At 68.0% G+C, this 16,030-nt stretch carries 14 protein-coding genes; 8 read left to right on the forward strand and 6 right to left on the reverse strand.

The annotated features are described in order from the left end of the window. Positions 1-410: 410 nt before the first annotated feature. The gene (locus OID54_RS02720) at positions 411-1,052 is read left to right on the forward strand and encodes an HD domain-containing protein (RefSeq protein ID WP_329013362.1); all 642 of its coding nucleotides are present in this window, start codon (positions 411-413) and stop codon (positions 1,050-1,052) included. Between the two features lie 145 nt (positions 1,053-1,197). Here the strand turns inward: OID54_RS02720 and OID54_RS02725 are convergent, their stop codons facing one another. Genes OID54_RS02725 through OID54_RS02740 form a run of 4 tightly spaced genes read right to left on the reverse strand, consistent with a single transcriptional unit; the run spans position 1,198 to position 7,164 of the window. Beyond that, positions 1,198-2,469 carry a type III PLP-dependent enzyme gene (locus OID54_RS02725; protein WP_329013365.1) on the reverse strand — a complete coding sequence of 424 codons (1,272 nt, stop codon included), beginning with the start codon at positions 2,467-2,469 and terminating at the stop codon, positions 1,198-1,200. Beyond that, a complete protein-coding gene (locus tag OID54_RS02730; protein WP_329013367.1) occupies positions 2,466-4,220 on the reverse strand; it encodes an IucA/IucC family protein in 1,755 nt (584 codons plus the stop codon). Before OID54_RS02730 ends, OID54_RS02725 begins: the two co-directional genes overlap by 4 nt. After that, positions 4,217-5,941: an IucA/IucC family siderophore biosynthesis protein gene (locus tag OID54_RS02735; RefSeq protein WP_329027225.1), complete on the reverse strand. Its 1,725-nt coding sequence runs from the start codon at positions 5,939-5,941 to the stop codon at positions 4,217-4,219. The genes OID54_RS02730 and OID54_RS02735 overlap by 4 nt, the downstream gene beginning before the upstream one ends. 32 nt (positions 5,942-5,973) lie before the next feature. Continuing rightward, complete coding sequence (locus OID54_RS02740) at positions 5,974-7,164, reverse strand: ATP-grasp domain-containing protein (RefSeq protein WP_329013370.1); 1,191 nt, start codon at positions 7,162-7,164, stop codon at positions 5,974-5,976. A 281-nt stretch (positions 7,165-7,445) separates the two neighbouring features. Here OID54_RS02740 and OID54_RS02745 point away from each other — a divergent pair, with 281 nt between their 5' ends. The 5 genes from OID54_RS02745 (at position 7,446) to OID54_RS02765 (ending at position 12,507) form a co-directional block, all read left to right on the forward strand. Then, positions 7,446-8,306 carry a (2Fe-2S)-binding protein gene (locus OID54_RS02745; protein ID WP_329013373.1) on the forward strand — a complete coding sequence of 287 codons (861 nt, stop codon included), beginning with the start codon at positions 7,446-7,448 and terminating at the stop codon, positions 8,304-8,306. A 99-nt stretch (positions 8,307-8,405) separates the two neighbouring features. Then, positions 8,406-9,620 (forward strand): cation:proton antiporter, encoded by a 1,215-nt coding sequence (locus tag OID54_RS02750; RefSeq protein WP_329013375.1) that lies wholly within the window; start codon positions 8,406-8,408, stop codon positions 9,618-9,620. A 186-nt stretch (positions 9,621-9,806) separates the two neighbouring features. Next, positions 9,807-10,919, forward strand: coding sequence for a serine hydrolase domain-containing protein (locus tag OID54_RS02755; RefSeq protein ID WP_329013378.1), 1,113 nt, complete (start codon positions 9,807-9,809; stop codon positions 10,917-10,919). Positions 10,920-11,079: 160 nt separating this feature from the next. Continuing rightward, positions 11,080-11,310, forward strand: coding sequence for a DUF6296 family protein (locus OID54_RS02760; RefSeq protein ID WP_329013381.1), 231 nt, complete (start codon positions 11,080-11,082; stop codon positions 11,308-11,310). A 465-nt stretch (positions 11,311-11,775) separates the two neighbouring features. Further along, positions 11,776-12,507: a DUF2470 domain-containing protein gene (locus OID54_RS02765; RefSeq protein WP_329013384.1), complete on the forward strand. Its 732-nt coding sequence runs from the start codon at positions 11,776-11,778 to the stop codon at positions 12,505-12,507. A gap of 194 nt (positions 12,508-12,701) precedes the next feature. Here OID54_RS02765 and OID54_RS02770 read toward each other — a convergent pair whose 3' ends face one another. Further along, a complete protein-coding gene (locus OID54_RS02770) occupies positions 12,702-13,592 on the reverse strand; it encodes a lytic polysaccharide monooxygenase auxiliary activity family 9 protein (RefSeq protein WP_329013386.1) in 891 nt (296 codons plus the stop codon). 231 nt (positions 13,593-13,823) lie between these two features. Between OID54_RS02770 and OID54_RS02775 the strand changes: the two genes are divergently transcribed. Beyond that, positions 13,824-14,270 carry an SRPBCC family protein gene (locus OID54_RS02775; RefSeq protein WP_329013390.1) on the forward strand — a complete coding sequence of 149 codons (447 nt, stop codon included), beginning with the start codon at positions 13,824-13,826 and terminating at the stop codon, positions 14,268-14,270. A gap of 241 nt (positions 14,271-14,511) precedes the next feature. Here the strand turns inward: OID54_RS02775 and OID54_RS02780 are convergent, their stop codons facing one another. Continuing rightward, positions 14,512-14,961, reverse strand: coding sequence for an SPW repeat protein (locus OID54_RS02780; protein ID WP_329013393.1), 450 nt, complete (start codon positions 14,959-14,961; stop codon positions 14,512-14,514). A 516-nt stretch (positions 14,962-15,477) separates the two neighbouring features. Here OID54_RS02780 and OID54_RS02785 point away from each other — a divergent pair. Further along, positions 15,478-15,990 (forward strand): SRPBCC family protein, encoded by a 513-nt coding sequence (locus OID54_RS02785; protein WP_329013396.1) that lies wholly within the window; start codon positions 15,478-15,480, stop codon positions 15,988-15,990. Positions 15,991-16,030 lie beyond the last annotated feature (40 nt).

The following is a 16,030-nucleotide window of genomic DNA, read 5'->3' on the forward strand; positions in this document are numbered from 1 at the left end:
ATTCCGTCATATTGCCTATCCTGGCTACCAGTCGGACGTCCCCGATCCGAGCAGCCGTATATGCATATGGCGAACACACCCACACTTGCGGGTCGTTGACGTATTCCTGGCACTTATAGAGACGTTCGAAGTGGCTATTCCGTGCACCCGAACAGAGAGTGATGTCCGTCACCATTTGCTCATGGGCCCCCTGGAACACGGTCAACCCGAATATCACGACAGTCATCCCACGCTTTGGTGAACACAGCGTGATAAGTCGCTGTCGATCAGTGAGTCGTCCGCGCAAACCGGCCCCCGGACCCGGAAGCTGGGATGCGGGTACCCGGCCGCAAGGCCGGTACTCCCCCCGATCCCAGCGACCCGTACGCCCCGGCTCGCCACCGACCGTACGCGGAAAGGAAGTGACCTCCGTGCCGGCAGACCTCCACCCGACCGTGCCGGTCCCGGACACCGGCCTCGCCCGAGAGGCGACCGAGTTGGTCCGCGACACCACCGACTCCCTGATCTACCACCATTCGCGTCGCGTCTACTTCTTCGGCGGACTCCAAGGCCGCAACCGCGGCCTCTCCTTCGACCCGGAACTCCTCTACATCGGGGCCATGTTCCACGATCTCGGCCTGGGCGAGCGATTCCACGCCAGCGGCAGACGCTTCGAGGTGGACGGCGCGGATGAGGCCCGCAGATTCCTCCAAAGTCACCAGGTGCCCGAGGACAGCATCCGACGGGTGTGGACCGCCATCGCCCTGCACACCACACCGGGCATTCCCGAGTTCATGGAACCGGAGGTCGCTCTCGTCACTGCGGGTGTTGAATACGATGTGCTCGGTATCGGATATCACGAGATCGCCGATACGGAGCGTGCAGCTATCGTCGCTCTCCATCCTCGCCCGGACTTCAAACGAAGGATCCTGGGGGCCTTCACCGAAGGAATCCGACCAAAACCGGAGACCACGTTCGGAAATGTGAAGGCGGATGTCCTCGCGCACTACGAGCCGGGCTTCAAACGCGACGATTTCGTCGCCACCATCCTGGACTCCCCGTGGCCTGAGTGACCGAGGGGTTTCGTGGCGGGCCGGGGACCCCTGCCTGCTACAGGCCGGGTCCCCTGGTTCGGGTCGTGCCGGATCTGGGCTCGCGCCCGGGTTTCCGCCTCCGCCTCTCTCCTGGTCGCCGCAACCACGGCTACGACAACGGCCGCTAGCGGATGGCAGTCCGTCGTGTCGTCGACTGTTCGGAGGCCCGCTCGGCCCCGGGGGCCGTGGGCTCTTCCTCGGCGGGAAGGAAGAGGAACCCCGGGCGAGGGTGCATCAGGAACTCATGGTGGGAGATGTTCCAGGCGTACGCGCCCGCCATGGCGAAGACGACTCGGTCCCCGGTGCGCAGACCGGGTGCCGCCACGTTCCGCGCGAGGACGTCCTTGGGCGTGCACAACTGGCCCACCAGGGTGACGGGCCCCTGACCGACGGCCGACCGCGGCCAGGGATGCGACCAGTCGTCGACGGCCAGCACCTCACAGGGCTGGTCGTGTCCCTTGGTGGCGGGGGTGCGCAAATGGTGGGTGCCCCCGCGCAGGACTGCGAACTCCTCGCCGTGACTGTGCTTCACATCGAGCACCTCCGTGGCGTACCAGCCGCAGTAGGCAGTCAGGGCCCGTCCAGGCTCGATCCTTACGGCCAGGCCCGGGTGACGCTCGATCAGCGAGGCGAGGCCCCGACCGTAGGCGTGCCAGTCGAAGCGGTCCTGTGGTCGGGCGTAGTCGACAGTCATGCCCCCGCCGACGTTGACCTCGTGCAGCACGAGATCGTGCCGGGCCATGAGCCGGGCGGACCAGTCCACCACCGCCTCGGCAACGGCCAACTGTTCGGGAGCCGTCAGTCCACTGGCCAGGTGTGCGTGCACTCCGCGCAGTTCCAACTGCGGGTGCTGCTCGACCACGGTACGGACCACTGCGTCCGCCTCCGCCGGGTCGATCCCGAAGGGGGTGGGGCGCCCTCCCATCGCCAAGGCGCTGTTCGCCAATACGTGTTGGGCGACAGAGAGGTTGAACCGGAGCAGAACGGCGATGCGCTGGCCGGGAACGATACGCGGGGCGAGATCGGCCAGCATCCGCAGGTCGTGGACGCTCTCCACATGGAACCGCTCGGTACCCAGTCGCAGGGCCGAACTGATCTCGGCCGGCGTCTTGCCCGGTCCGCCGAAGGCTAGGGGAACCCCGGGCACGCAGTCGCGCACATGGGCGAGCTCTCCGCCCGACGAGACCTCGAAGCCGTCGGTCCAGCGGGCGAGTTCGGTCAGGATCGGGGCTTCCGGATTGGCCTTGGCCGCGTAGTAGATCTCCACGCCGGAAGGGAGCGCGGACCGTACGGTCCGGGCGTGCTCGCGCAGCGCGCCGAGGTCGTAGACATATGCGGGCAGGGCATCGGCGGGCAGGGCACGCACCCGGGTCCGTACGGAGGGTGGGGTGGTCATCGCGTACTCCAATCGGCGTTGGCGCGGATCGCCTCGAAGAGGACCTCCTCCGCCAAGGGGGACGGCAGTCGTACGTAGCCGGCCTCCCGGTCCGCCGAACGCTCCCACCGGGCCAGCAGATTGGCCTTGGCCGGCAGGGGGACACCGGCGAGGAGGGCCCTCAGTCGCGGTGGGCAGCCGTGCTCGTCGGCGTAGTGGACGATGGTCTGCCGGACCTGGGCCCACAGGGCCGCCTCGGTCTGCGGATGAAGGTCCGCGAGCGCGGCGAGGACTTCCGCAATGTGGTTGACCAGCAGGCAGTAGACCACCCGGTCCCAGCCGCGGCGGGCGTCGTAGGTCAACGGCTCGGCGACCGCGCGGGGCAGCGCGGCGAGGGCAGCGCCGTGGTGTTCGGGGAGGAGCTTGGTGCCTTCCAGGTCGCGGAAGAGGACCTGCGCCGGCCTGCCGTCGGCGTCCACGCACACGATGACGTTCTGGAGGTGGGGTTCGAGGACGAGTCCGTGGTCGAAGTAGGCGGCCAGTACGGGCGGGACGAGGAGTGCCAGGTACTCCCGCCACCAGTCCAGGGCTGCCATGGGACCGCTGCCGGCCAGGCGGGAGATCTGGGCCGGACCTGAGCGGTACTCATCGGCGACCGCGGCGGCGAGGAGCGGGGTGGTGCCCGGCAGGAGCCGTGATCCGAGCCCCTCGCGCACGATCACGCCGAAGCCTTCCAGCAGGGCGAGGTCGGGTCGGCCGTCGGGCCCGGGCAACGCGATGCTGCGGTACGCGGGTTCCCGCAGCATCCCGGCGCGGGGGAAGCGGGCCGCCAGGTCGTCGAAAGCGGGGGCGAGGAGCCTGGTGAGGGCGACGGCACCGGAGAGTTCGTAGTGGGAGTTCTTCCGTACGCAGTTGGTGATGCGGACGTTGAGGCTGAATTTGAGGAAGGCGTGGCCGTCGTAGAGGGTCCGTACGGACGCGGTGGGGGTGAACGCCCGTGTGCCGGGACCCAGGTCGAGGATGTCGCCGCGGTCGAGTGCGGCGCGCACCTCGGGTCGATTGCGCAGGTGTTCGTACTGCCAGGGATGCGTCGGCAGCAGGCGGTAGCCCTCGGGAACGGGGTGGAGACGGTCTAGGAGGTCGGCGGCGCCCGGCTCTGCTCGCTCCTCTGCGATGAAGGGGGTGCGGACGGCGAGCATGCGCAAGGGGAAGCGTGCGCCCGCCTCGGGGGCGTAGCTGGCCCAGGCCCGTTGGTCGCCTCCGTGGGCCTTCGGGGTGGGGTGGAAGCGGTGGCCGAGCAAGAGGGACTGTTCGGAGGCGAGATATCGGGTGAGCGGGTCGTCATCGGCGGTGGGCGGCGGGGGAACATGTCTGGTCAGCGCGGCGTCGACCGCCCGGTGGCTGGCTGCGACCTGACCGAGGAACTCGTCGTTGCGTGCGCCGGTGCGCAGGGAGAGTTCGGCGTGGGTGTGTTCCGCCAGTTGTTGCCAGTCCAGGACGGACCAGTCCTCTCCCGACTGGGCCTGGACCGGCCCGGTGAAGCGGTGTGCGCCGAGGAGCGAAGTGCGGCGCAGGGCCACCCGGAGCAGCACCCCGCGCCGGGGCAGCCGCACGAGCAGGTGGCCGTCGATGACGGCGGTCTGGTGCTCCGGTCCTGACACCTCCCGGAGGAGGCAGTTGAGGAGGGTGTGGGCCACGGCCTCGTCAGCGGTGGGCATGCCGTCGGGCGGGCCGGCCGGTGTCGGGGGTCGATCGGGTGTGGTACTCGTCATGGCCGCACACTCCTTGGCGCCAGATAGTTGGGGCCGGTGCCGTAGTGCTTGTTGATGTCCGTTGCCCCTGATCTTTCCTTGGCGAGCAGGGTGCCCGCCGTGACCATGGCCTTGATGGGCAGTTGCGCCGCATCGAGGACGTGGGTGCGCAGCAGGGCGCCGGGTTGTCCCGGACGGGTGCCGAGCCGATCCGCTGCTTCGCCGAGTCGGTCGCGTACGAGGGTGAGCAGCCGGTCGAGCGGTGCGTGTCCGTGTCGTGCGAGGCCGAAGGCGTAGGCCCCCGCACAGAGGTGGACGGTGATGGTGGTGAACAGGTCGAGTATCGGCGTGTCGCTGTCGGTGTGGATGCGCGGGTCGTCGAAGTCGGGGCCGTCCTGGCCGAGAGCGGCGCGCAGCCGGGCGGTGTGGATGCGGGGGCCGTCGTTGTCCTTGAACAGCAGGCGCAGCCTGGTCCGTCCGTGCGGCGCGTCTAGGAGGAGGGAGACGTTCTGCTGGTGGGACTCCAGGGCGATGCCGTATCCGATGAGGGTGGTCTGCCAGTCGAAGAGCAGGGTGAGGAGGGCGTCGAGGAGGGCGAGCGTGTCACCTTGGTAGAAGTGGTCGGCGAGGTCCCCGATGACGAGCCCTCCGTCGGGGGCTGGGGCGAGGAACGCGGCGAGGGGCACAACGGCGGTGTCGTCGAGTCGGGCGGGCAACCGCCTCACGAGGACGGCGAGGAGTTCATGGCCGGCGTGGGCGAACTGTGTCTCATCGGTGTGCAGGATGGTGTGGCTGAAGCGTGGCTCCCTCTCGATCACGCTCTCCAGGAGGCGTTGGCCTGCTACTCCGTCGATGAGGGTGCCCGGCTTGATGGTGCGGCGGTTGAGACGGCCGAGGGTGGCGGTCGCGAGCGGCAGTTTGAGGTGGATGTCGGGGGTGGCGGTCAGCGCGACGGTCCGCATGGAGAGCGTGGGTACGGCCTCCAACCGTGCCAGGGGGGCGAGGGCCGCCTGTCCTTCCACGCCCATGGCGCGCAGGGCTCCGCGCAGTTGTTCGCCGACGGTGAGCGGGTGGAGGGGGAGACAGATGTGGGTACGGTCGCTGGCTTCGGGCAACCCGACAGCTGAGGGCGCGGGAAAGACTTCGGGGAGCGTGCCGTGTGTGGTGACGGCCTCCCGGGGCAGGGCGAGCCAGCGCAGCGGGAAGCGGGGGTGGAACTCGGGGGCGTACCGGCGCAGATCGGTTTCGGTCAGATGGGCGCGGCCCCGCCCGGTCGGGTAGACGGGGTGGTCGAGACGGGCGGCGAGCGTGTCGAAGGCGAGGGCTGCTGTGGGTCCCCTCCACTGAGTGGCCGGCCTTGGCCCGTAGCGGGCGACCAGCGCGGCGGTGACCTCCTGGCGGGAAGCCGTGTGGAGTCTCTTGGCGCGCTCGGCCTGTCGAACTTCGGTGGCGAACGCGGTGAAGCCCGCGCGGTCCCGGGGGTCCGCATGTGCGGCGAGGGCGGCGAGTATGTCGTCGGCACGGGTCAGTTCCCGGCCGTCGTCCTCGCGCCGGAGCAAGGGCAGTCTGGCCTCGGTGCGGCTCTGGTAGCCGGGTGCGCTGTGCTGGACGGGCAGCAGGAGGGCGCCCTGGTCGGTGGTGGCGAGCCGTAGCCAGCTGCCGTCCGGTCCGCTCACGGTGGTGGTGCGGCTCCGCAGCCCTGCCACGTCTTCGCGCAGCAGGGAGTTGAGGACTTGGAGCATCAGGTCTTCGTCGATGTCCGTGCGGGTCACGGTCACGGGGTGATCTCCCAGCTCTGCCGGGCGAGGAAGTCGTCCACGGCCCGGTCGACGGCTGTCCGGTCCGTACCGATGGCACGGACGATGCCGAGGATGTCTCGGTTGGTGTGGTGGAGTGCGTGGTGCTCGCCGGGTCGGCGGGTCGGGCGGTAGGTCAGTCGGACGCCGTCGGCGGTGAAGTCGGTCGGGCCGGGCGCCGCGGTCAGGGTGCCGGCCCGGTCGGCGTACGGATAGGCGAGGGTGGCCTCGCCGTCGGCCCGGGCCCCGAGGTCGGGGGGCAGGTTTTGGCCGAGATGGGTGCGCAGCACATGGTCGAAGTACGGTATGCCGAGGAGGTCGGCGAGCAGTAGGTCGCATTGGTCGCCGATGGCACGGTAGTTGACTTCGATCAGGCGCACCCGTCCCTCGTGGACGACGAACTCGGTGTGGCAGGCGCCGAAGCCGACTCCCAGGGTGGCGAGCTGAGCGAGCACCTGTTCGGTGATCGGCTGCGCATGGGCGCGGACGAACGTCAGGCGCTCCTCTATGAAGTAGGGGAGCGGGGAGAGCTTGGTGTGGAACCCGCCGAGGACGTGCAGGCGCTCGCCGTCGCCGAGGGTCTCCAGGGTGTAGAGCTCACCGGGGAGGTACTCCTCCGCCACGAGGGTGGCACCGGGGCGGCGGGTGCGGATGGCTCCCGCGTGATGGACGAAGCCGTCGTGGTCGTCGACTCGGACCACGTCCTCGCTGGCCACTCCTTCGCGCGGTTTGAGCACACAGGGGTACGGGATGCCGAGGGGAGCCGGGTCCGTGAGGTCCTGGCCGGGAGGCAGTTCGACGGAGCGGACGGTGCAGACGCCCGCGGCGGCGAGACGACGCCGCATCTGGGCCTTGTCCTTGGTGCGCAGTGCGGTCTGCCAACTCTTGCCGGGCAGTCCGAAGAACTCGGCGGCCAGGGCCGTCTGGGTCTGGAGGTGGTCGCTGTTGCTGAAGACCGCATCGGGGGTGCGATGGGTGGAGATCCTGGTGATGACCGCGTGGTGGTCACGGACGTCGCATTCCAGGACCTCCGTCTCGGGGTGACGCTCGCGGTGCGCCCGGGGCTGGTCCGTCAGCACGGTGATACTGAGGCCGAGCCGTTGTGCGGCGGGGAGGAAGCCCTCGGAGACCGAATCGGTGGGATTGAGGGCGAGCACATACATCTGCATGGGTGAAATACTTCCGCGCGCACATTCGCTGGGCATGGGACAGACCGTAAACAGGCAGGAAACCACCGGAGCGATTCCGTCGGCGGACACCCCGACCATGGAAGAACTCCCTGGTCGCAGCGGCCTGACCGGGCCGGATCACCAGAGGTGAGCTTAGGTTAGGCATCCCTAAGAATGCCAATTCCCTGTGTTGCGGCACCCGTTGGCAAACGCATACGAGTGATGAGGCTAAGGTGAGCCTTACCTTCCTCTCGCTCGTTCCCGCTCCTTGAGGAGTACCCGTGACTTTGGCCCCGGCGCTAGCGCCTGCCGGAGCTGCCCTCAGCTGCTCCACTCTGCTGGCATCCTCCTATGCACGGCTGACAGCCCTGTGCGAGGCGCTGCACGTGGAGATCACTCCGCCCCACACGCCAGCCGCTCAGGGCTGGATCGACGGCGCCGAGTTGGCCTGCCGCACCGACCTGCTCGATGCCTTCCTCGATGCCGAAGCCTGCCGCATCCACGAGCGGTACGACCACCTGGCCCGGCCCGATGTGGTGGCGTCCCGTGCGCTGCACAGTTATCTGTGGTCTGCCTGCCTGCTGATCAGCGGCCCCTGGTACTTGGAGCGCCGAGTGCCACGACTGCGGCCCGACGCAGTGCGCGTCAGTCGAACGAGTGATGCGCTCGCGGTGGTGCCGGGCAGTTTCTGCTGTCTGCCGGACGACCCGGCCTCGGGATTGCCCGGGGTCAAGGTGGTAGCGACCGAGGCGGCCCTGCGCGATGAGTTGCGCGCGTCGGTGGCCGACCATGTCCGGCCGCTGTTGTCGGCCATCGCTCCGCGCTTGCGGCGCGGGCCCCGAAGCCTATGGGGCATGGTCGGTGACGACCTCGTCTCGGGGATCTGGTACCTCGGACGGATGCTGGGCGACGAGGAGCGCGGCGTGCGCGAGGCCGGCGAAGTGCTGCCGGGGCCCGTCGGGCCGTTCCTCGGCGGTGCCGGATTCCGACGGCTCCAGGGCAGTGACGGGCAGTCACATCCCACCCGTACCCGCATGGGCTGTTGCCTCTACTACACGATCCGACCCGCCGAAGCGTGTGCCACCTGCCCACGGACCAGTGACGCGGAGCGGTTGCGACGGCTGGAAGAGACCACCTCGTAGCCCGTCGCGGTACCGCCTCGTGGACACGCGTAGGGGCCACCACGTAGACACCGCCACGATGACCCGGGCATACGGGGCCGCCTTTGGTACATAGGCCCCATGTCTCACCCGGGAACGCTCCTCCTCATCATGGGCATCGCCGTGCTCGCCCCACTGCTCGCCGATGGTTTCGCCCGCTGGCTCCGCATCCCCCTGGTGATCTTCGAGATCCTGCTGGGCATCGTCGTCGGTCCCGATCTGCTGGGGTGGGCACAGACCGATCAGGTCATCGACACCCTTGCGGACCTCGGGCTGGCCATGCTGATCTTCCTGGCCGGCTACGAGATCGACTTCGGCGCCGTTCGGGGCGACACATTGCGCCGTTCCGTCGGGGCCTGGGCGATCTCGCTCGTCGCCGGACTGGGCATCGGCCTGGCGCTGTCGGGCGGCGAACTCGATCGCGGTCTGGTCATCGGCACCGCGCTCACCAGCACCGCTCTCGGCACCGTGCTGCCGATCCTGCGTGACAGCGGCGATCTGCGGGGCAGGTTCGGATCGGTGGTGCTCGCCTTCGGTTCCGTGGGCGAGTTCGGTCCGATCCTCGCCATGGCGCTCCTGCTCAGCGGAAGGCGGCCCGCGGAGTCACTTGCCCTGCTCGCGGGATTCACGGCAGTCACAGCCGCGGCCTTCCTGTGGGCGCGACGCCCCCGTCCGCCCTGGTTCTCCCGGGTGATCGCCACCACGTTGCACAGCAGCGGCCAGTTCGCGGTGCGCCTGGTCATGCTGGTGCTGGTGTCGATGCTGGCGCTGTCCGTGGTGTTCGGACTGGACATCCTGCTCGGGGCCTTCGCAGCGGGGATGCTCATCCGGCTGGTCCTTGGCGGCGCCGCTCCCGACAGCAGCCCGGAGGTTCTCGGTCGGATCGAAGCCCTCGCCTTCGGCTTCCTCGTACCGGTCTTCTTCGTGGTCACCGGCATCGAGTTCGATCTCGACGCCCTGCTCGCCGGTGGCCGTGCACTGGTGCTGCTCCCGGTGTTCCTGGCGCTCTTCCTGATCGTGCGCGGTCTGCCGGTGTGGGCCCTAGCACCACACGACCTGTCCCGGACCGACCGCAGGGCGCTGGTGTTGTACGCGTCCACCTGTCTGCCCCTGGTCGTGGCCATCACCACGATCGGGATCGACGAGAAGGCCATCGATTCAGGCGAGGCGGCGGCTCTGGTCGGCGCCGCCATGGTGTCCGTCCTGGCCTTTCCCCTGCTCGCCCTACGACTGCGCGCGCGGGAGGGCAAGGCGTCGGCCTCGGCACGGCGGGCCCCGGGTACCGAAAGTTGGTGAGGAGCAGCTGAGTTGGGAAGTTGTCGACCCGTCACCCGGTTGGTCCTGAGCGAAGCCCCGGCCGTGCGAACCAACCGTGGGAGAAGGAGCGGCCATGTCCGATGAGTTTTCCCCGACCCGGCCGTCAACCCCTTCGAAACGATATTCGACGACCTTGGCACCACCCCGCGCCATGAGGAGACATCCGTGAGCGACATCCAGAAGAGACTGCAAGAAGCTGCCGACCGCCTCGTGGACTCCGGCACCGAACGGGGCCTGCAGATCGCCGTGTATCGACACGGTGAGCAGATGGCCGACGTCGTCGCGGGCATCGCCGATCCGAAGACCGGGCGGATGATGGAGCCTGGGACCGTGCTCTACACCTATTCCATGGGCAAGGCGGCCACGGCGACGGTGGCGCACATGCTCGTGGAGCGCGGTCTGTTCACCTATGACACGCCCGTCGCCGAGCTCTGGCCCGAGTTCGCGGCGCACGGCAAGGGCGCCGTGACGGTGCGGCACGTACTGACCCATACGGCCGGGGTGCCCGGGCTGCCGCTGGACACCACCTTCGAGGACATCTGCGATTGGGACGCGATCTGTGCGACCGTCGCGGACTCCCGCCTGTGGTGGGAGCCCGGCACGGCGATGGGCTACCACGCCTACACCTTCGGCTATCTGATCGGGGAGATCGTCCGCCGGGTGACCGGCAAGCCGATCTCCCAGGTACTGCGTGAGGAGATCACCGAGCCGCTCGGCGTGGCGGACGAGCTCTACTTCGGGATGCCGGTGAGTGAACACAGGCGGCTCGCCCCCTTGGAGGACATGCCGGGCGCATCCGAGATGATGGCCTCGCTTCCGCCGGACCTGCCGATGCTGAAGGCCGGCCCTCTCTCCCTCTTCCCGACGGCCGATCTGGGCAATCGCACCGATGTGCTCGCCGCTGACATCCCGGCCGGAGGCAAGACGTCGGCGCGCGCCATGGCCCGTATGTACGCGGCCCTGCTCGACGAGGTGTCGGGCGTACGGCTGTTGTCCCCGGAACGACTGCGAGAAGTCACCGCCACCGCCTACAGCGGGCCCGACCAGGTGTTCGGCATGGATTCCGCCTGGGGCCTCGGCTACTCGATCGGCCTGCCGCAAGGTGCTGCGAGCAGCCCGAGCGTGTTTGCGATGGGAGGCGCCGGCGGGACCTTCGCGTACGGGGACACGGCAACCGGCGTCTCGTTCGCCTTCACCAAGAACCGTCTGACCCAGGACTTCTCGACCGCGGAGGCGCTGGCCGCCCTGGTTCAGGAATCGTTCCCCGCGGGCGGGTGAGCTCCGAACGGGCTGTGTAGCGCCTCGTCGAGTGGAGCTCCTGCGGGGCTCACTCTGCGTCCCGTTCGGCCCCCTGCGCGTCAGTCCATCGGGCGGCGCCACTCCTCCTGGGGCACGATGGAAAAGGGGCGAAAACCCCTGCGCCTGCCTGGAGGCCCCAATGGAGTACGCGGAGAGCTACGAGCTGATGTTCCAGGCATCGGCCGCTGAGGACGATGTGGTGATCGTCCGACGCACCGAGAGGGCCGGTGCCGGGGGATTTCCCATCTACGAGGACGACACCGGCATCGTGCGCGCCGAGATCAGCGACCAGGGTGAGGTGCGGATGTTGGCGAGCGGGGGTCATCAGGCCCCCGGGATGCCGGTGTCGATTCGGCCACTGGGAGTGTGACGCACCTGATGGCTGCGCTGGGATCGTGGCGCGCCGAGGGCGGACAGAGCAGGAACGCACAGTGAGCGGTGGTCCCACGCCGGGCGGTGGGGACCGCCGCTTCGGCGTGGTCACTGAACTGGACCGAGGTTCAACTGGTGTCGCGGCCATGAGGAAGCGAGCTCCCAACCGTCGAGTACCGCCGAGTACCACCGGTTGCCACCCTTGCGGTCCGCCTGTCGTCTGGCACGTGTGGTCGGCACCTGCAAGTGTGACTCCCCCACGGACGGGTGATGTGTACTCCGGAGCCTTGACCGCGGAGCGGGGACGAGGTCACCAGATACCGCTACGCCGCAGGTCCGGGGCGGTGCGCCGGATGCGTGGCACGAGTGCCGGCGAACGCGACACGCTTCGCGGGCTTGGCGACAACACACGATAGGGCTTAGGTTAGGCAAACCTAAGTTCCCTCGATGTGTGGAGTTCTGGATGCGCCGCCTGTTCAACGCCCCGCTCGCGCAGCCGACGAGCGCGGAACGAATCCGGTCGATCCTGACAGCCGCGGACTCGATGACGGTGGTCACCGACGAAGGCCGTACCGAGGTCTCCCGACTGAACGGATCAGGCGTCGCCGAACACATCCACCTCCATCCGGCACTCTCCCGCCAGTGGGAGGGGGACACGGACTCCACCTCGGACGGACCCGTGCGCGCCAGCTTGGAGTTCACCGACATCGCCCCCACACCGGTCCGCGATCGCGTACGTGCCCGAGTCCTGCTCGCGGGCTGGATGCTGGACTCCGCCGAGCACTCGGCTCCCAACGGAAGCCGCTGCATGGAGTTCGCCCACGCCGTGCTGGAACGAGACGGTGAGCGGGTCACGGTCAACCTCGACGAACTCATGGAAGCGGACACCGACCCCCTGGCCACGTGCGAGGCCAGCATGCTCACCCATCTCCTCGACGACCACGGGGACGTCGTCGAACTGCTCCTGCGCCTTGTGAAGCCCCGACTGACGCTCGGCGCCCGCCGTGCGCTTCCCGTAGCCATCGATCGCTACGGGATCACCCTGCGACTGGAGTACGCGGACACGTACGCGGACGCCCGCCTACCGTTCCCGGCACCGGTCAAGGAGGTCGACCAGGCGGGCGTGCGCATCCATTCCCTGCTCAACATGGCGCGCCACCGCACATCGCGGAACTGGCTGCTGAGCGACTCCTAGACCGCTTCTGGAGGGCGCGGCCCCGGGCCCACAAACTGGGGCGAGCAGATCGAGGCCAAAGACCCGCCGGCACCGGCTATGGAGCGCTTGACGGCCTACTCGGGGCTCATGCCCGGCGCCACTCCCCCGCCCGCGGGTTGACGGCGAACCCGCGGATGGGAGTGCTGGCCGGACGGTTCAACCAACTGGTCGAATCAGTCACGACGATGCCGACTGTTGTCGAGACGCGGGGGCCGCAGCGTCACCAAGGTCCCCAGGGCAAGCAGTGCGAGGGCCGCGATGCCGCCGCCCACGATCTTCATCGAGTTATCACCGGCGCCGGAGGCCGACTGGTTCGCGTCCGGTGAGCTGTTGACACCGGTCAGGGGTGCGTCCGACACCTTGGGGGTGCTCGGTCTGCCCAGGACGCCCAAGCGACGGGATTCACCCGGGATTTCCGCCGCGAGCACGACGTCCGAGCAGTGGTAGTACGTGTCGGTGGAGTCGCTGTTCCGCCAAACCGTGTACATGACGTGCTGGCCCGAGAGCCCGTCCGGGAGCTTGGCCTGGATGCGGTAGGCGCCGCTCTGGAACTCGGGGTGCGCCACCGTGGCGAAGGGCTGCTCTTCCAGATCCGCCCAACGCAGCTTCTCACTCGGCTTGTACCCCTCCTTGGTGAGGAAGAGTTCGAAGGTCCCCTTGTGCTGGATCGTCGACCGGTAGGTGACGGTGAGGTCGCTTCCGGTCGTCAGAGTGGTGGTCGGCCAGTCATCGCGTGCGATGTCCAACCCCTTGAACTCGTCCAGCCCAGCGCTGCACAACTTTCCGTCAGGGATGACCTCACGGTCACGGCCCTTGACGTCGGCCACACGTATGTTGTCCCAGGCGTCGAACGCCACGCCCCCGTTCGCGGCGACGGCGGCTCGGCAAGCCTCCGTCTTGTTGTGCGGACCATCCGGCCCGCAGGCAGCCACCCGGCTCGCAGGGTCAGTGGGTGCCCCGTGGGCCTGTGCGGTCCCTTGGGCCGCAGTGACGAGCAGCACCGGTACGGCACCGACAGCGACGAATCGCAGCACGACGGCGGCAGCGGTGCGTGGGACGATCATTTTCGGTAGACCTCCTTGTCAACCCGGCGGCTTGCCGTCTTATACGGGCAGGCCCGGTGGAGTGTTCACCCCACTAGCGGACGGGCAGCCGCGGTAGCGGCGACGGTCGGCACACCGGTGGGAGAATCCTGCTGGGCCGAAGGGCTGCCCGCAATGCCCTGGTCAGAGAAAGAACCACCGATTTCCCTGTCAGTGTCCGTGCACGCATCGACGCCAGTCAGTGGAGGAGCCATGTCCGGCCAGTTCGAGGCGATCGTAGAGATTCAGCGCCCCATCGAGGAGGTCTTCGCCTTCCTCGCGAACGGCGAGAACGACACGAAGTTCAGTCCGCGAGTGATCAGGATCGCGAAGACGACTGAGGGTCCGACCGGGGTGGGGACCGTCTACACGAGCACGGTCAAGGACGCGGGACTCACGACGGAGCGCCAGTTCCGCATCACCGCGTTCGACGCTCCAACGCGCATCCGGTGGGCGGAGACCTCCAAGAACCTCGTGACCGCCAAGGAGGGCGGCTATGACCTGGAAACCACAGGTTCGGGCGGCACTCGGGTGCGCATCTTCAACCAACTCGAAGGGCACGGCGTCGGCAAGGCGCTGGTCCGCCTGGCTTTGAGTGCAGCACGCAAGGACAGTGACGCCTTCGGGCGTCGGATCAAGGCCGCCGTCGAGGCGCCATAGGCGTTCAAACCCGATGACCCATCGTTCGCATCTGCGAAACGTCAAAGAAGAGTCGGGGGTTTGACGATCAAGCGAATGACCATGATGAATCAGGCACAACGCCAGACTCGGGACAAGACGGCTTAGTTGAATGACGTAGGGCCGGTCCGCCATATGACGGACCGGCCCCTACTTCAATCACCAGGGTGGAGCAGAGGGGGCGTCCCCTGTTGCGTACTCACCCTGTCGGCGCATCGCCCGCTCAGGCTGGCGAACGACTGGCCCGGCCACTCCTCATCGTCGCGGCCATGCACACCAGCCCCAGAACGAACGTGAGCGCTCCGAGGATGACGTTGGTCCAGATGACCCCTGCGTCCGGGCTGCTACCCACGATCCAGGGTGCGATAACCAGCCACACACCCATCGCACACATGGCTCCGCTCAAGCCATACATCCGCTGAGGGGTGACAGTGAACCCGAGCGCGAGCACGGCGATCGCGATGCCCATGATCAAGTTGTGCGTTGCGAGGGCTGGCTGATTGGCCGAGAAGTGAACGACCCATGGGGAGATCGCGCACGCCAAACCGACCAGGAACACCGGGCCATCCACCAGGGCGACGTCGCGCCCTCCGAGTACCTGGGCGTAACGGTCCCGCATTTCCGTGATGTCAGGGTGCCCCGCGAGGTCTTCCCTGTGTGAGACGCCGGCCATACGACTCGCCTCCTTCAGTGCGCTGAACGTCTGACCGCGTGTGCATGCCGGAGCAGCACTCTCTTTCATTCTGCTCTTATCTTTTCCTTATCGGTAGCTATCCGGAGTATCAGATTCCGCTACTCGCCGAGCGGTCGGATGCCGCCCGCAAAGCGGAGCGACGGATACCCGTGGCGAACCATGCGCCGACAGCTTCACCCCGCCCACCGAAGCCCGCCCGGACCCATGCGCCGTGCACCCGACCCGTACCATCGACACAACCGCAGACCTCCACAAAATCCGCACATACGTTCCCACGCCGATGCGCGGACAAGGAGGAGCGACGGGAGATGTACTGGTGAACATCCCGTCGTCATGGGGTCTCGACAACGCGCCCGGGCTGATCGCACACCCCGTCCGTGACCTGTGAATGGCGGCTCGACCGTTGGCAGAGCCCCTCGTCATCGGCATGATCGTGACAACTACGGGCAAGGGCCCGGCACAGACTGACACTTTCTCCGATCGGAGTCGCACACCATGCCACGCACCCTGGCGGTCTCGGACAGCATCGTCATCCAGGCCGCCCCCTCAGTCATCTACGACCAGGTCAGCGATCCGACCCTCATGGGGCAGTGGAGTCCGGAGAACCTCGGGGCAACCGTGCACCACGGCAGCGGAAACGCATTCGTGGGCATGCAGTTCGTGGGGCACAACAAGCGGGGTCCGTTTCGCTGGACGACCCGTTGCACAGTCGTGGCGGCCGATCGTGGAGAGCGGTTCGCCTTCCGGGTACACGCCATCGGTCGGCGCCGGCCTCTGCTCCGGGGGCGGATAGCGACCTGGGAGTACCGGTTCGAAGCCGTCGACGGAGGCACCCGGGTGACGGAGACCTGGCGGGACGACCGTCGGACCTGGCCGGACGCCTTCGCCAACGCCTTCGACAAGTTGGCCACCAAGGGGCACACCTTCGCGGAGTTCCAGCGGGGGAACATCCGTCGGACGCTCGACCGTCTGAAGAAGGCAGTGGAGTCCGCCCCGGCCGCGTCCTGAGCAAGGCGATGGTCCTCAGAGGTCCGTCGAGTACGCCAGA

Source organism: Streptomyces sp. NBC_00690 (assembly GCF_036226685.1).
Lineage (GTDB): Bacteria > Actinomycetota > Actinomycetes > Streptomycetales > Streptomycetaceae > Streptomyces.

Coding starts and splice junctions, on each gene's coding strand:
- OID54_RS02725 (WP_329013365.1), bottom strand. CDS start 2,469: ATGACCACCCCACCCTCCGTACGGACCCGGGTGCGTGCCCTGCCCGCC.
- OID54_RS02730 (WP_329013367.1), bottom strand. CDS start 4,220: ATGACGAGTACCACACCCGATCGACCCCCGACACCGGCCGGCCCGCCC.
- OID54_RS02735 (WP_329027225.1), bottom strand. CDS start 5,941: ATGCTCCAAGTCCTCAACTCCCTGCTGCGCGAAGACGTGGCAGGGCTG.
- OID54_RS02740 (WP_329013370.1), bottom strand. CDS start 7,164: ATGCAGATGTATGTGCTCGCCCTCAATCCCACCGATTCGGTCTCCGAG.
- OID54_RS02750 (WP_329013375.1), top strand. CDS start 8,406: ATGTCTCACCCGGGAACGCTCCTCCTCATCATGGGCATCGCCGTGCTC.
- OID54_RS02760 (WP_329013381.1), top strand. CDS start 11,080: ATGGAGTACGCGGAGAGCTACGAGCTGATGTTCCAGGCATCGGCCGCT.
- OID54_RS02765 (WP_329013384.1), top strand. CDS start 11,776: ATGCGCCGCCTGTTCAACGCCCCGCTCGCGCAGCCGACGAGCGCGGAA.
- OID54_RS02770 (WP_329013386.1), bottom strand. CDS start 13,592: ATGATCGTCCCACGCACCGCTGCCGCCGTCGTGCTGCGATTCGTCGCT.
- OID54_RS02775 (WP_329013390.1), top strand. CDS start 13,824: ATGTCCGGCCAGTTCGAGGCGATCGTAGAGATTCAGCGCCCCATCGAG.
- OID54_RS02780 (WP_329013393.1), bottom strand. CDS start 14,961: ATGGCCGGCGTCTCACACAGGGAAGACCTCGCGGGGCACCCTGACATC.
- OID54_RS02785 (WP_329013396.1), top strand. CDS start 15,478: ATGCCACGCACCCTGGCGGTCTCGGACAGCATCGTCATCCAGGCCGCC.